The following is a 15,778-nucleotide window of genomic DNA, read 5'->3' on the forward strand; positions in this document are numbered from 1 at the left end:
AAACTGAAGCTCCATATTGAAATCCGTTTTTACCCTGATTATCAGCTTCATCACTTCTGTTCCACCTCTCCGAAACAGCCTTTAATCTTCTAAAGCTATTCGCCTTTACTATCTTGCTCTAATATTGAATCGACATTCAATCACACGAAATATTCTGAAAATTTTCCTATGTATTTGTAAAGGCGAAGTAGATCATAAAATGTGTAAGTCTTATTTATGAGTCATGTTTGCAGAATCGAAAGTAAGTGATGTGACGCTGATTATTCTAATAATGTGATACTCAGCTCAGAACGAATTATATAGACTGAATAACAACTGAGTCATTAGGGATACTCAATTCGAATGTGGGATAACATTGTTACATTGTCAGAAGACAAGCAACAAGTGATGGCATGTCTGCCGTCGGGGTTTGTGGTTGAAGCAAGCTTTGATAACACGACGTTGCCACCAACCTTGGAAGCTTTGGACGCATCAAACTATTTTCTTTTTGAAGAAGAGGTGTTGCGCTTCGTCACTCTTGCCAAAGAAGGTAAAGGGGAAGCTTACGAAGGAGTCTTGATTGCCGAAGTTCGTAACGCAAGCGTTGCCGTCGAACTGTCTGATGACGAGATGCTCGCTAGTCTGGTGGTGACGGGACCACATCATGGACACGCACTGCGTGGGAGCGACATCATTCACTGTTTAGCCCAAGCCCACATAACAAAGGGAATTAATAAGTTAGCGCTCAGAAAAGTGCTGATGATGAGTAACAAGCTTAAACCCGGTGAAAAGTTTACTCAACCCGTCGCGAAAGGGACGCAGCCAGTAAAGGGCAAAGATGCTAAGTTTGCCGCCTTGGTTGAAGACATTACTCGCCAAGTCTTGAAGCCTCGCAGTAAAGACGAAGGCAAGATTGATATGCGAGACTTGGGGCAAACCATTACTGTTGGTCAAAATGATCACTTGATGAAGCGTACTCCCGCGACCAAAGGCATCGCTGGCTTTACCGTTCAAGGTCGAATTATCCCACCGCTTCCTGGACAAGACAGTTTAATTAAGCCTGGAAAGGGCACCTACATCTCCCCTGACGACCCCAATTTATTACTCGCTTCATTTCCTGGATTACCCATAATCAAAGATAGAACTATTGAAGTAGATGACGCCTTGTGTGTTAGCAACGTAGATGTATCAACCGGACACGTTAAATTCAAAGGCAATGTCTTTGTCTCTGGGAACATTGAACCGGGAATGATCGTTAAAGCGACAGGAAGTGTCACGGTTGGTGGCTTTATTGAATCGGCAGAAGTCCAAGCACAGGGTGATATAAAAGTCGCGAAGGGGATTATCGGTCATACGACTAAAGAGGGTGAGCCGAAAAGCTGCAAGGTGTTTAGCAAAGGTTCTATCACAGCAAGCTACGCGCAGAACGCCGAACTCCAAACCGCCACCGACCTTCGACTGGGTGTGCACAGCATGAGTAATGATATTCGTTGTGGTAACAACCTTATCGTGATGGATAGTTTGAAGAAGCACGGTACGCTCAGTGGCGGCGAAGCGAGAGTCGGTGGGAAAGTGGAGTGTGTCTTTTTAGGCGTAGAAGGAGATACCGCAACCAAGGTACACGGATTTGCACGTTACGATGGTTACCGACAAAAGATAGCCGAGCTGAAAGAAACTTATAAGCACGCTCAAGAGCAGACCATGGATGTGATTCGCCAAGAGCTCGAATTTAAGAAGCGACCAAAAGCGGAACGCAGCGAAGAGCAAGCGCTAGAAATTGAGCAGCATCGAGAAAAGAACAATCTCGCGATTGAAAACACTAAGTCGCAGTTGGATACACTCGAAGCTGAGTTTGAAACCAACCTTGCCGAGTGCACAGTGGAGGCGCATGAAAAGGTGTATACCCGAGTGACAATTCAATTTGGTGATGAGACAGTCACCACCAAGCGAACTCATGGCGGCAGTGTTTTCTCGTTCAACCAATACGAGATTCAATGTTCATTCAAAATGGAACAAGAAGATATCTCGTTGTAATTGAAATACTTTGAAATTGACCGACTCTGAATAGAGCGGCTCGGGCTATTTTCTACTCATTAGAACAAACAAAAAAAGGGGGAGCTGATGCTCCCCCTTTACTTTTGGTGATATTGATTTAGTTAGATTCTTTAAGTCACATGAGCGCTTTAACTTGCTGCTCTTACCTTGCCTTGCTTCAAGTCTGACAGAACTTGTGCTTTCGGACCGTCGGCAATAATGCTGCCTCTCTCCATCACAATCACTCTATCTACAATATCCAACATCGATGTTTTGTGGGTGATAAGAATCAATGTCTCGTTTGGCAATAACTGGTTGAGTTGATGTTTGATGTGCATCTCTGAGCGATTATCCATCGCACTAGTCGGTTCATCCATCAAAAGCACGGGTGGACGTCCTAAGAAGGCTCTCGCTATGGCAATCGACTGACGTTGACCACCAGATAGCAAAGCACCACCTTCGCCCACTTGGCGTTCTAAGCCTGCTGGATCTTGCTGAGTAAAAGCGGTCACGCCTGCACGGTTGGCTGCGTCCATCACATCACGGTCATCGACCAACGGGCGACCTAAGGTAATGTTGTCTCTTACTGAGCCGTAGAACAGGTTACTGTCTTGCGGTACACAGCCTATATTGCGTCGTACGTCGACATGATGCAGTTGTTCCATGTCAGTGTCATCAATGCGCACATGGCCTTCTGTGGGCTTGTATAGGCCCATAATCAAACGTTCTAGCGTGGTCTTGCCTGAACCAATTCGGCCAATGATCGCGACTTTTTCACCGGGTTTGATATTAAGGGTTAGGTCTCTGATAGAAGCGACAGGCGAGTCTGGGTAGTGGAACGTCACTTTATCTAGCGCAATATGACCCTGAATAATCGGACGGTGGATGTAGCGCTTACCTTCTTCCTGTTCATCAGGCATCGACATTACTTGTTCAATCAAGGTCATCGAAGACTTTGCTTGGTTGTAACGTGTAGAAAGCAAAGATAGTTGAACAAGAGGGCCAATTGCACGGCCGCTCAACATGGTCGCGGCAATCAAGCCACCCATAGTGAGTTCACCTTCTGCGATGAGGTACACACCAAAAATGATCATACCTACATTGGTACTTTGTTGCACAAAGCCAGCAGTGTTTTGGATGCTGTCAGTGATGCGGCGACTTTTGATATTCCAGTTTGCCATGTGCGCAACCGCTTCTTCCCAACGGAATTGGAACTGACTTTGCGCACTGAATAATTTAACTGTCTCTAACCCAGCCAAGCTCTCAATTAAGTTCGCGTACTTCTGAGAAGCAAGTCGAGAGCCTTCTTCAATCGTACGACGTAGTGGCCCTTGGATTAACAGCGCATAGATGATCAAAATGACCACTCCGACGACAGGAACAAACACAAGGTTTCCGGCCATCAGCCAAATTAATGCCAAGAACATCAGCGCGAATGGTAAATCGATTAACGAGCCAATGGTTGCTGAGGTAAAGAACTCACGGATTGATTCAAATTCTTGCAGGTTTTTCGCGAAAGCGCCAACAGAGGCAGGCTTTGCTTCCATGCGAATACCCAGAACTTTACTGAACAATTTAGAGGAAATTAGGATATCGGATTTTTTCCCCGCGACATCAATGAAGTAACTGCGCATTAACTTGAGAAGCAGATCGAAAAGGAAGACGACGAAAATACCACTCGCCAACACCCACAGGGTTTCAAAGGCGAGGTTGGGGACTACTTTGTCGTACACCAAACGAGTAAACATTGGCGCGGCAATGGCGAAGATATTGATCAGAATGGATGCAATCAACACATCACGATAGATGTTTTTAGATTCCCAAATGGTGCTCCAAAACCAGTGACCTTTGCGTGTTTTTAGAACCTCTGGTGAACGTTCATCATAACGGAATTGTTTTTTTACCAAGAAGTAGCGGCCGATGAATTGTTCTTTGAGTTCATCGATTGTAATGACGATAGGCACCATCCCGCTTTCTGCGGTGATGATCTCTGCTTCTTGTTTTTCTAAATCGATACTATTTAGAACACATGCTTCGCCCTGTTTGAGAAGTAAAATAGCAGGCAGAATCAGGTGAGGAATACTTTCTAACTCGGAACGGTTTTCTTTCGCCACTAATCCCGCTCGTTCAGCAGAACGAGGGAATAGGAAAGGGGTTAGCTTTCCATCGGATAGTGGTAGCCCATTGATCAACGCTTCGGGCGAGTTAGCTAACCCGTAATACCGACTAACGTAGATCAGTGAGTTTAATAGTGGATCTTGCATGCGATATAACCCTTACAACTATTTATCAACAATGAAGCCTTGGAACACTTCTACGTAGTTATCAGACAGGATATCTAGCTGAGTCTGAGTTTCTATTCGAGACGCAATGGTGGTTATGCCTAGGTTGTGAGCGGTTCTAGAGATCGACGTTAAGGTGAATTTCTGTTTTTCATCATCAAGGTTGTGCGTGAACAAGTAATCCAACTTCACATAGCTTGGGCGGTACTCGTTGATGTAATCCAATGATTGGAAATTACGTCCGTAGTTATCAACACCGAATACGGACTCAGCGTTACGAATGGTGTTACACAGCAGCGCCGTGTAGTGCGGAACATTGATGAAACAATTTTCTGGAATCTCAAAATGCAACAGATGAGCAATTGAGGCATTGTGTTCAAGAGTTTTACCAATCCAGCGGATGAAGCTTGGCTGAGAAATACTGCTTGGCGAAATATTGATAGCAACGGGGCTCGTTATTTCTTTCGCATTCAGTTTCTCTATCATCTTCTCGATAACGTATTGGTCGAGAATGTGGCTCATTTCTAACTGTTCTAGTGCGTATAGATATTGGTTTGCACCGTAACGAACCCCCTCTTTTTCAATCGCAGAGAACACTTCTTGGTGATACGTTTTGCCAAAGCTATTGTTTGCAGCTTGCAGACGGAAGGTGACAAGGTCGTTGATGATCGCTTCTTCAACCAACATACGCCATTGTTGTTTGCCCATCACAGCACCATGATCGTCTGCCGTTACGTAGCCGTAAGTCAGTTCACGGTTCGCCTTCGCACTTGAGAGCGCGTTATCGACCAACGACATGATTTCGGTACTGGTTTTTCGCGTATTGCTGTATGTCACACCTAGCGCGATATGTGGATTCGCCGTACCCGTTGGGTCTGAACCTAGGTTTTGAATGCAGTTTACGATGCTGCCAGCAACAAGTTTAAGTTCGCTTTCATCAATGTTCGGCATGATGAAACCGAATTCGTCACTAGAAATACGGGCGATGGTGATATCTGGCGATGAGATTGAAGCTTGCAGCTGTTCAGCAAGTTGATGAACCAAGGCATCACCTTCTTGATAGCCCTTTTCATCGTACTCTTCACTAATAAACTCAGCTTTAAGCACCGCTAAACCACCTAAACTCGACTCTTCTAACCATTGAGTTAATTGAGACATGTAGTAAGCGCGGTTGCCTAGCTGAGATACAGGGTCGATATACGCTCTTTCACGCAGCTTTTGAGCTTCTTTCGCTTGGTTTTTAAAGGCCAGTTCAACTTGGGTCGACATGTGGTTGATACCATCGACAACTAAGGTGAGATCTTTTGTCTTTGGACGAGCCAGTGGTTCTCCAAACTGATTCTTGGCGATCTGATCCATCTTAGTAATGATCAACGAGAGCGGGCGTAAAGCACGCTTAAGGATCCAAGAGATAGACACTAAACCGAGCAAGAAGATCGTGCCAAAGATGATCAGTAAGCGGATGAACGCTTGCCAAAGTTGATCGTAGGCAGGACCTGGGTGACTTACGATCTCTACCTCTGCTAGTTGCATCCAGCCACTGGTAATCACGCGGCGGTCATGAACAGGCTCAAATAGATTTAGGTTGGTAAACCACTCTGGTACGCCGGTTGGCTTTACAGGGTATGAACGGAGAATGTCATCTCCGGTGTCTAGGAAAATCAATCGCACGACGGAATAAGAACTGCCATCAAATAGGGCGTTGATAACAGACTCCACTGCCACCTTGTCCTTTTCTTCTAGGTAAGGGGCGAGAGCCAGTCCAACAGTATTAATGGTATTACTTACCTCAGAGCGTTGCTGCTCCTCTAAGTATCCACGGGTGGTATTGAATTCGATCATAAAAACTGACGTCATCAGCAGTATGAATACCGCAACCATCCCGACCACAAGCTGTTTATATAAAGTCATTGTACCTACTCATCGTAATTGATAATGGGTTTGTTTAAATTGAGAGAGCGCTCACGAGAACGTAGGTCGTTCCATAAGCTCAATCTTGAAGATTTCCCTGCCAGCTTACCGCTGCCTGCTGCCGACTTAATTAACCAAAGGTTTTTACCATTGAAACTGTATATCGGTCGCAGGTCTCCGCGTTTAGAACCGCGTTTTATTTCAGGGTTTAAGTTATCTAAAATTAATGGTTCTGCACTGGGTGTTGAGTAGTACGCCAACACCATATGGAATTGGTTTAACTCAAGTGCTTTTACGTACACCAATCGTAATTTTTTATCTGGGACGCCGAGTTCAAGTAAAGAGAAGTATTTTGCGATAGTGAAGTCTTCGCAATCACCGGCGTTGCTGCCTAAAAACTCCAGTGGTGTCGCCCAGTAGTCATTCTTTCCCCACAGTATGTTGTCATCAACAAAGTACATTTGGTTAAAGAATTGGTTTACCGAATCGAGCTTTTCCGTTTCACTTAGCCCTTCGTACGACGTCATATTGGAGCGCCATGTTGCCACTCGTTTTCCGGCTCTTTCCCCATAAGTTGCAGTAACCGCGTCTATCCACCTTTGGTCGCTCTTGTTGAGCGCCACTGAGGTAAAAGAGGTGAGGACCAGCAACAATAACGAAATCCGAGATTTCATAGCCTCTGCTCTTGTCTGTTCACTGTGTATTGAAAGGCGCTATCAAGCATCAAACGTCCTTACTCTTTTAATGCGTTGTTTTGAGCGCTTAATAGTGGCTTCAACATGTATTCAAGTACGGTTCTCTTGCCCGTGATGATATCGACAGAGGCTGTCATACCAGGAATGATCGGCAACTCTTCGTTGTGTCCAAAGCTGTATTTATCGGTACGTACACGCACGATGTAGAAGCTATTGCCTTCTTCATCTTGAGTAGTATCGGCGCTGATGTGTTCTAACACACCTTCCAAACCGCCATATTTTGTGAAGTCATAGGCACTAAATTTAACAATGGCGGTAAGTTCTGGGCGTAGGAATGCGATATCTTGCGGAGCGATTTTAGCTTCAACCAATAGCGAGTCTTCAGTCGGTACAATCTCAACAATGTCCATACCCGGCTGAATAACACCGCCCACGGTATTAATACCGAGTGTTTTGACTGTGCCCGTTACGGGAGAGACCACGATGGTACGGTTTACTCTGTCTTCAAGGCCAACCGAAGATTCGGTCATTGCAGAGAGCTTGTCTTGTGCTTGGTTCAGTTTTTCTTGTTGTTCTGAGCGGAAGCTCAATGCAGCATCGATACGGCTGAGCATCGCTTCTTTGATAGCGGAACGTAGAAGAGGGATTTTGAGTTCGCTCGAGGTCATTTCTCGGCGAGTGTCATTCACTTGTCTTTGAAGCTTGAGGAGTTCAATTCTTGGCACAACGCCTTCATCGGCAAGCGGTTTTGTTATATCTAACTCTTGGCGGGCGAATTTGTAACTTTGTCTTAAGTTATTGACGCGCGATTTTATTTCAACAAGGTCTTGTTGCTTCTGTTCAACTTGTTGATCAAAAACGGAAAGTTGGTTTCTTAAATTGTTTAGGTCTTGACGATATTCGGCTTTTTGGCGATTAACCAGTTTAGGTTGAAGTTCGTATAGCTTTGGTGGGAAGGCGAGTTTGCCGTAGTCGAGTAACACACTTTGTTTCCAGTTTTCGACGGAGAACTCTTCGTTGATGACCACGCTGTTAAAGGAAGCTGAAAGCATTAACACGCTGGCAGTTAAGTTTGCCACTTGTTGTTCGCGCTCTCGGAAGTCAGAACGGAATCGAGTGTCATCGATCAACAGCAGCTGCTGACCTTTTTGAACGCGTTGACCTTCCCTTACCAATATCTCTTTTACGAGGCCGCCCTCAAGGTTTTGCACCACTTGGATTTGGGAAGAGGGGATGACTTTGCCTTGGCCAACGGTGACTTTATCGATCTCAGCCCAAGCGGACCACCCAATAGCAGCAATAAAAAACAGAACGATCACCCATAACATAATACGCGCACTGGTGGGCGTATTGAGTAGTAGTGCCGCTGTTTTATCATCGACATACTCAAGTTCGGTTTCGTTCAATTTGCTGTAATTCTTCTGGCTCATGACAGTCCTTGTTTGCTAAATAAAAGTGCAAGCCTATTGAGTGTATTCTTACTTTTGATAAATGTTAAGATTTTGCTCCTTTAAATCTTTGAATTTATATATTTTTTAAGACTTATCGGTTCTTGAAATCTGTTTTATCCAATTGGTGCTTTCTCAGCTTGTCATACAGTGTCTTTCGCGACACTTGCAGCTCTTGTTGCACTTCTTTTAAACGCCCTTGATGGCGATGTAGTGCCTCAATTAAGATAATTTGTTCAAAGCTATCAGTGCGTTGGTTCAACGACTGTTGCTGCTCCTCAATGCTCACGTCACGTTCATCCACGTCACTTTGCTCACCTGTATCACCGTCGAGTGACGGCTGCTTAATTTGAGTCAGCACTCTGAGTTCGGCATGTTGGCGAAGCTGACGAATGTTTTCCGTCCAATGAGTCGCAATGAGTCGTTGAATCTCTTTTTCTGTAATGACGGGTGGCGGCAGCTGATATCGACTTGCCGCACCACGAGCAAAATGCTTAAACAAGGAGCCAATATCTTCAGTTCGTTGCGCCAAGGTTAGCAAATCAAATCGGCGGAACTCACCTACAATTGTAGTTGGAACTATTGTGGTTGCGATAATGATACAAGTTGCATTGGTCTTGCATGAGTTTTCACGAAGTAGAGTGGGTTTTAGAGCCGCTAACCAGCGCCATTGTTGTGAAGTTAATGCTTCTGTTTCATGGATATAAAGTGTTCCGCCCTGATGTTTGTTGAATAATTGCACAACAAAATGATCAAACGTAGCTTGGTCATTGCGTGGTAAATTGAACGCAGCGACAGGGCAAAGTTCTGCGGATTGATGGCTGTGTAGATCGTGCGTGTACTGCGCCGTGACCCTTTTACCTGTCCCTAGATCGCCGACAAACAGTAGAAGAGGGTGAGTTTTGGTATCTAAGGTGATCAGTTCTCGGCGTAATGCCTGCATGGATGGCGATTGACCAATCAGTTTTGGTCCGACCTGATTCTGCATCGCCAACTCTTTACGCAATAAGTTGTTCTCTTCAACCAGTGCGAGTTTATCTGCGGCTTTTTTTACTGCGGTGAGTAGGGCATCGACCACAAATGGCTTTTCCAGAAAATCGTAAGCGCCGGCTTTCATGGCGGACACCGCTGTTTGCACGTCACCATGCCCAGTAAGGACGATGATCTGAAAATGAGGATTTTGGCTCAGCAACTTTTGTGTAAATTGAATGCCATCCATCACTGGCATGTGAATATCGGTGATGACAATTCCAGCTTGCGCGGTATCTATTTTCTTTAATGCCTCAATAGCATTAGGAAAGCAGACGATATCGATGTCTTCAATGAGCATAGCTTGTTCTACGGAGTCTCGGATTGCGGGTTCATCGTCGACAAAATAGAGTTTAGGCATAGAGTGCAAAAGTCGAGTCCTTAACAGTATGTGATTTGCTGTATGTCAGATGAGCAGCATGTAACGTTCGTTTTCTATTCAACAATAACAACGGCCCGTCAGCCCTTATCGTTATATAACGGGATGTTTAGCGAGAATACCATGCCTGAAGGCTCTAATCGGTTCGCGCTGATCGTGCCGTGATACGCCTCAATAATCCGTTTCGATATTGAGAGTCCAAGCCCTAAGCCTTCCGGTTTAGTGGTAAAAAACGGGTCGAACAACTTTTCTAATTTGTCGTCCTGCATGCCAATTCCGTTATCCCAAATGATCACCTGACAAGAGTCATGATGCAGTTGCCATTCGATGCCTATCTGTGGGCTAGCCTGTTGGTCTACGTTTTCCAGGTTTTGTTGCTCCTGCAAGACTTTCTGTTCAAGAACTTGTTGTTGAAGCGCTTGAGTCGCGTTGTGAATCAGGTTAACCAGCACTTGTTCGAGCTCGGTTGGGTGAATCGCAATGTTAATGTCGTCTGGCACTGTGCTTAACCTTAGCGTGATGCCTTGTTTGATCATTAGCGCACTAAGAATACTGGTCGCGTTGTTGATCGATTGATGCAGGTTTGCGACGTGATGTTCTTGCTTGGTGACCTTGCGAGTGAAGACTTTAAGACGCGCGATGATGTCGGTAATTGAGGTATTCAAAGCAATCATTTTATCGAGATTGCTTTTGACCAAGTCAGTCCGTTCCATTTCAAGCAGCTTTAAGCTGTTCTCACTGTATGTTCGCAGCGCTGCAAGTGGTTGGTTGATTTCGTGGTTAATGCTGGCTGACAGCTCACCGAGTACCGCTAATTTTGCGGTTTGTGTCAGCTCTTGTTCTGTCTGTTTCAACTTCGACTGCGACTCTTGGTATTGAAAAAGGGTTTGTTGCAGCTGTTGATTGGATTGCTTCAAGTAGTGAGTGCGTTTATCAACGGTTTGTTCAAGGTTTTGGTTGAGTCGGGTCAACGCCACTTTCGCGAGATAAGTCTGGCGCCACGACCAAGCGATTAGCATCACCAAGCTGTAAATCACCAGGAAGATGACATCGATTTGCAAAACTTTAATAAGCTCCGCTCTGGTCTCTTTTAGGGCGACGACTTGGTACTGGTTGTTGCTGACCATTGCAGGGTAAAGATTAAAAGCACCAAGCTTGAATAGCTGGTTAGCGGTGAGCTCTTTTCGGATTTCATTGGATTGAAGGTTCTTAGATTGATTGGCGTTGCTAGCTTCTGACTGAGAGCTTGAAGAACGAAAGGCTTCGATGATCGAAATTTCGCTTTGACCGTATTGGCGTTGAAGTGCGATATCCGTTTGTTGTTGCTGAGTTAATGGCAACAATGAATGGTAAAGCCATGGAGCTTGGCTTGATAGAAAGACTACTTGGTTAGAGTCGAGTACCACGATCTCATAGTCGTCGCTGGTTAGGATGTTTTCGAGGTTCTCTAAACTCACCTTTACGGTGATAACACCAACAATGTCATTCTCAACATACAGTGGTGAAGATAAAAAATAACCGCGTACATTCGAGCGAGCCCCTAACGCGACATATTGTGTATTGTTGCCTTGAATGGCTGAAGCAAAGTAGGGGCGAAACGAGAAGTTCTCACCCACAAAAGTGCGAGGCTTTTGGTAATTGCTGGAAGCGACCACAGTGCCGCTCGGGTCATGAATATAGATGGTGTCGGCTTGGCTTTGATTCGACCATTCAAATAGCAATTGATTGAGCTGCGCAGCGGCAATCTTGTCTGCTTGTGGTGATGAGTCAAAATAAGAGAGCAGACGCGGGTCATGGCTGAGTAAATTCGGGATCTGTTTGAACTTATCCAGTTCAGAATCGATTTGTAGATTGGCTTTATTGGCCGCTTCATTGAGTTGCTGAGTGACGATTTTTTCTTGGAATTGTACTGCCATAAAGTGGGTTGCAGTCAGCCCTGCAGCTCCCAATAATAATGAGAATAAAACAAAAGGAGTCATTAGGTTAGGCAGTATCTTGGTCACTTGGATCTCAGCGTGTAATCGGTTTGTATAAAGATTATCAATATGATTGATTGAGTACCGAGATCTTGTTAACACCGAACACCTTCTGTGAGACAAAACCATGGCTTAGACTTGTGTTTCAAAGGATTACAGCGCAAAATCACAAAAAATTGAAAGGAGCAACCAAATGGAACTGACAGATATTCGTCGTGAATACGCTAAGGGTGGATTGAGACGTAAAGACTTGGCCGCAGACCCTATTGAGCAATTCAATCTATGGTTAGAGCAAGCCATCGAAGCTAAGATGACTGACCCTACTGCCATGACAGTTGCCACGGTTGATGAAAATGGTCAGCCATTCCAACGAATTGTTTTGCTAAAGAATGTTGATAAAGACGGTTTCGTTTTTTACACCAACTTAGGTAGCCGTAAAGCGCACCAACTTGAGCACAACAGTAAGATAAGCCTGCATTTCCCTTGGCATCCTCTAGAACGACAAGTTCACATTACTGGCACCGCTGAAAAGCTGACAGCAATGGAAAACATGAAGTACTTCTCGTCACGTCCAAAAGAGAGCCAATTGGCAGCGATTGCAAGTAAGCAGAGTAGCCGTATCTCAGCTCGTGGCATTTTAGAAGGCAAGTATCTAGAGCTTAAACAGAAGTTTGCTAAAGGAGAGATTCCTGTGCCTTCTTTCTGGGGTGGCTTCCGAGTTCGCGTGGATAGCATTGAGTTTTGGCAGGGTGGTGAACACCGCTTACATGACCGTTTCTTGTTCTCACGCCAAGACAACAGCTGGGATATTGATCGCCTAGCGCCTTAGGCTTACGGATCTTAAGTGGTCTACACCGAATAGAACATACAAAAATACCGCTGACTTGGTGATTAGAAACATCAAGCAGCGGTATTTTTTTATCTGTACATTCCCAGGCTCATCGACGAGTTGGTCATTCAACTCATTTATCACTGTGCAGCACAACGGAGATCTGTTTATTGAGCAGAGTTTCTGGGATCACGGAGCCTAAGCCCGAGTCCAGTGCGTACTCAATTAATTGGCTTTTGCTGCGCGCATCGAACTTCTGTTTCAATCTCGCGACATGACCTTCGACCGTTTTGATTGAAATGTCTAACGTAGACGCAATGTATTGAGGCTTCTTGCCGAAAAGCAGTAAGAACAACACCTCTGATTCTCGCGAAGTCAGCCGCTTTTGCAACTTAGACACGCGCGGCTCTGATCCCGCAAGTGATGCTTGATTACCTTTCGCTCCTGTTGCCTGACAAACCCAGTGGCCGACTTCTAAGATCGCAGTATCAGTGAGCTCTTGCCCATAGAAGATAGTGCCTTGGACATTGTCGTTATCATCAAGCCAAGGGGTTTTGGTAAATATATGGGCGTGCCAGCGTCCGTCTGGATAGGGGTGAATATCGAGGATTTTAAGGGTACTGCGTGTATCCATCACATGTTTGTCTTGAGCTCTGAAATCTTGCGCGCACTCAATGGTTTGACTGGGCATGTCGAAGTCGGTCAAACCAGTACAAGTCTCATCGGGTTTTAAGCCAATCAGTTTGTTGTAGGCAAGGTTTGCGTACACGAAGACCGAATCAGTATCTTTGCAGCCCCAGCAACCTGGAAGTTGTTCAAATAAAGAACGATGTATGGAGTTGAATGGATCTGGCAAGGTTTTATCTCGTAAGCAGAGGTATAGCAATAATATCAGTTTCTTATAGCGCTGCAATGGCAATTAGAGTTTGTACTCTGCTCGAAAAATAGGGGGGTGAATGACAGTTAAACAGATTGTTGACTAACTGCTTCAATCAAGGGGAATAGGTGGGCAAAAGGGGTAATAAACAGGCAAAAAAAAGCCAGCCTGAAGAGGGGCTGGCTAAAGACAAGATATGCCTTGTCGACATGTAGAAGATTTTCAGCTTAATTTACGAGGGTCAGGTAAATTAAACTGAGGCACCAATTTGATACCCAGAGTGACTTACTACTCTATCGACGAATCTACTCCTAGGAATGCTTATGCATAAGGGGGGAATTCCCCTATAAATGCTGCTCAATGTGATAATTGAGAACTTAGAGTAAATATTTGAGATGCTGAGTCAGTGATTGAAAGCCTACAGCTCTCGCACGACTCTGAATCCTAGATAGTTCGCTGCCGTTGAAGGCGGTACGTACAGTTCGTTAAACACTTTTGCCTCTTCTGGAGAGAAGCTCCACGCGCCACCTTTCGCTAAACCTTTCTGAATGGTTGTCCATTCCCATACGTTACCCACCATGTCGTAGAAGCCTGTTGGTGTTGGCAGGAATGATTTAACAGGAGATGTGCTAACGTTTGACCAAGGCGTACCAGCCCAGCCAGTGTTGGCCTTACCTGAGCGGAACTCGTTACCCCACCAGAAGTTGGTGTCTTGACCTGCTCTTGCTGCAGCTTCCCACTCTTGTGGTGTAGGTAAACGGTAAGTGAAGCCGGTATTCTGAGATAACCAACGAGTATACGCTTTTGCATCATTTTGGCTGACACATACAACGGGTGAGTTATCTGCTTGTTTAAAGCCAGGGCTTTGCCAGTCATTGTCCGAAACGGTTGTGATCTCTGCATTCACGAATGTATCGCAGGTGTTCATTAGCTCTGCGTCTGTTTGGTAGCCAGTGCTGTCAACAAATGTTCTAAAGTCTTGAACACGGGTTGGTGTTGCGGCTAATGCAAACGGCTGTTTGATCGTCACTTGTTGTGCGTTGTTTTCACCGAGTAGGTAGCGACCTGAGCCGACAACAATCATTTCAGGGCTCTGAATGTTGTTTCCCATCGGGTCTGCAAATTTGGTACCGACATTCAATGAGTTCTGCTTGGCCTGTAATACAGCTCGTAGGTTGTGATCGCGGGCTATCTTCAGCTCTTGGTGGAAAGAAAGGTAACCCTCTTTCTCAATCGTGACCATGTGCTGGCCTGTTGGTAACATCACTTCAACGGGTGTGCTGCCATAGTTCACGCCGTTGATAGAAACCTTGTCGTTGTATTGATTTGAACGAACCACCAAGTTAACCCAAGCGACTTCTTTTTGCTGGTCGTTGGCTTGTTGCTCGCTTTGAGTGAAACAGTTTGATGACTGAATACCAAGCAGACGACAAGGTGTGTTCTTATCTGGACGAGTTTCTAGGTTGGCCGAAATCACTGCTCGGTAACGGTTATCTTCAGAGAAGCCCGAGGATTTCACTTTGTGTTGCAGAACGTGAATATTCAATGAAGCAGACGCAAGGTGCTCTTTCACTGTTTTCGATTCGGTCGCGTTGTCTACAAGGCTGTGCTGGAATTGTTTTACCGCTTTTTGAAGTGCCAAGGTCACCGTTTGCTCTGAACATTGCGCCAGTGTCATATCGCTGCTGCAACGGTTCGTAAAGCTAACGGTTTGCTCTTCCGTCTGAGTGATCTCGTTTCTGAGTCGCTCAGCTCTTGCTCTTAGCTTATTTTGGTTCAGATTAGCGATTGAAGCTTCTGCCGCTGCTTTCTCGGCTTGGATAGCCTCAAGCTCCATCACTAAGCCTTGCTGTTTCTGTTCAGAATCAGACATCGCAAGCTTGTTCTCTTTTACGGTTTTCCAAGCGCCTTGGAAGCGGTTTTGAGCCGGCGAGATATCGAAATCGGGCTCATCAATCATGCGCGTGTAATCTTGCTCTAGGCTGGCTTTCGCCTTTGCGAGTGTTAGCTCTGCTTGAGCCGATAACTTGGCTAGACGTGCCGTTTGCTGCGCTTGATTGTCGACTTCATTTTGTTTGTCAGCTAGTTTCTTCTCAACAGCCGTTAAGTCGGCATGCTTTTCGAAAAGTGAGCTTTCAATGTCGCTGACAGAAGACGCGATCGCTGGTGGTGTCGCCTCAGCGAAAACAGCAGGAGTCATTAGGCAGGGAGCAAGTGCAAATAGTAGAGTAGGAAGACCTTGGCGCATGATGGGCTACTTCAATCGTAATTTAGGTTAATCGAATATTCTAAACGAAAACGCCATTTCGTCTGCAGCTACTGTTTATAACGATCAAACA

Annotated in this window: 10 protein-coding genes; 2 read left to right on the forward strand and 8 right to left on the reverse strand. The window is 45.3% G+C overall.

Annotation, left to right across the window (positions count from 1 at the left end):
• Positions 1-342 precede the first annotated feature (342 nt).
• Positions 343-2,013, forward strand: a complete 1,671-nt coding sequence (locus M4S28_RS18755) for a flagellar assembly protein A (RefSeq protein WP_017078410.1) — start codon at positions 343-345, stop codon at positions 2,011-2,013.
• Positions 2,014-2,162: 149 nt separating this feature from the next.
• Here the strand turns inward: M4S28_RS18755 and M4S28_RS18760 are convergent, their stop codons facing one another.
• The 6 genes from M4S28_RS18760 to M4S28_RS18785 form a co-directional block, all read right to left on the reverse strand.
• Complete coding sequence (locus M4S28_RS18760; protein ID WP_017091965.1) at positions 2,163-4,277, reverse strand: type I secretion system permease/ATPase; 2,115 nt, start codon at positions 4,275-4,277, stop codon at positions 2,163-2,165.
• A gap of 18 nt (positions 4,278-4,295) precedes the next feature.
• Positions 4,296-6,206: a bifunctional diguanylate cyclase/phosphodiesterase gene (locus tag M4S28_RS18765; RefSeq protein ID WP_249633486.1), complete on the reverse strand. Its 1,911-nt coding sequence runs from the start codon at positions 6,204-6,206 to the stop codon at positions 4,296-4,298.
• 5 nt (positions 6,207-6,211) lie between these two features.
• Positions 6,212-6,880 carry a transglutaminase-like cysteine peptidase gene (locus M4S28_RS18770; protein ID WP_017091967.1) on the reverse strand — a complete coding sequence of 223 codons (669 nt, stop codon included), beginning with the start codon at positions 6,878-6,880 and terminating at the stop codon, positions 6,212-6,214.
• Positions 6,881-6,939: 59 nt separating this feature from the next.
• A complete protein-coding gene (locus M4S28_RS18775; RefSeq protein WP_017082895.1) occupies positions 6,940-8,331 on the reverse strand; it encodes an HlyD family type I secretion periplasmic adaptor subunit in 1,392 nt (463 codons plus the stop codon).
• 112 nt (positions 8,332-8,443) lie between these two features.
• Positions 8,444-9,739 (reverse strand): sigma-54-dependent transcriptional regulator, encoded by a 1,296-nt coding sequence (locus tag M4S28_RS18780; RefSeq protein ID WP_249633742.1) that lies wholly within the window; start codon positions 9,737-9,739, stop codon positions 8,444-8,446.
• Positions 9,740-9,837: 98 nt separating this feature from the next.
• Entirely contained in the window at positions 9,838-11,760 is a 1,923-nt protein-coding gene (locus M4S28_RS18785; protein ID WP_249633743.1) for a sensor histidine kinase, read from the reverse strand.
• A 166-nt stretch (positions 11,761-11,926) separates the two neighbouring features.
• Between M4S28_RS18785 and pdxH the strand changes: the two genes are divergently transcribed.
• Positions 11,927-12,562, forward strand: a complete 636-nt coding sequence (gene pdxH / locus M4S28_RS18790; protein WP_004732548.1) for a pyridoxamine 5'-phosphate oxidase — start codon at positions 11,927-11,929, stop codon at positions 12,560-12,562.
• A gap of 133 nt (positions 12,563-12,695) precedes the next feature.
• Here the strand turns inward: pdxH and M4S28_RS18795 are convergent, their stop codons facing one another.
• Positions 12,696-13,481, reverse strand: a complete 786-nt coding sequence (locus M4S28_RS18795; RefSeq protein WP_017078417.1) for a helix-turn-helix transcriptional regulator — start codon at positions 13,479-13,481, stop codon at positions 12,696-12,698.
• 376 nt (positions 13,482-13,857) lie between these two features.
• Positions 13,858-15,687 carry a formylglycine-generating enzyme family protein gene (locus M4S28_RS18800; protein WP_249633487.1) on the reverse strand — a complete coding sequence of 610 codons (1,830 nt, stop codon included), beginning with the start codon at positions 15,685-15,687 and terminating at the stop codon, positions 13,858-13,860.
• Between the last annotated feature and the right edge of the window lie 91 nt (positions 15,688-15,778).

Origin of the sequence: Vibrio sp. J383 (assembly GCF_023503985.1) — a bacterium.
Lineage (GTDB): Bacteria > Pseudomonadota > Gammaproteobacteria > Enterobacterales > Vibrionaceae > Vibrio > Vibrio splendidus.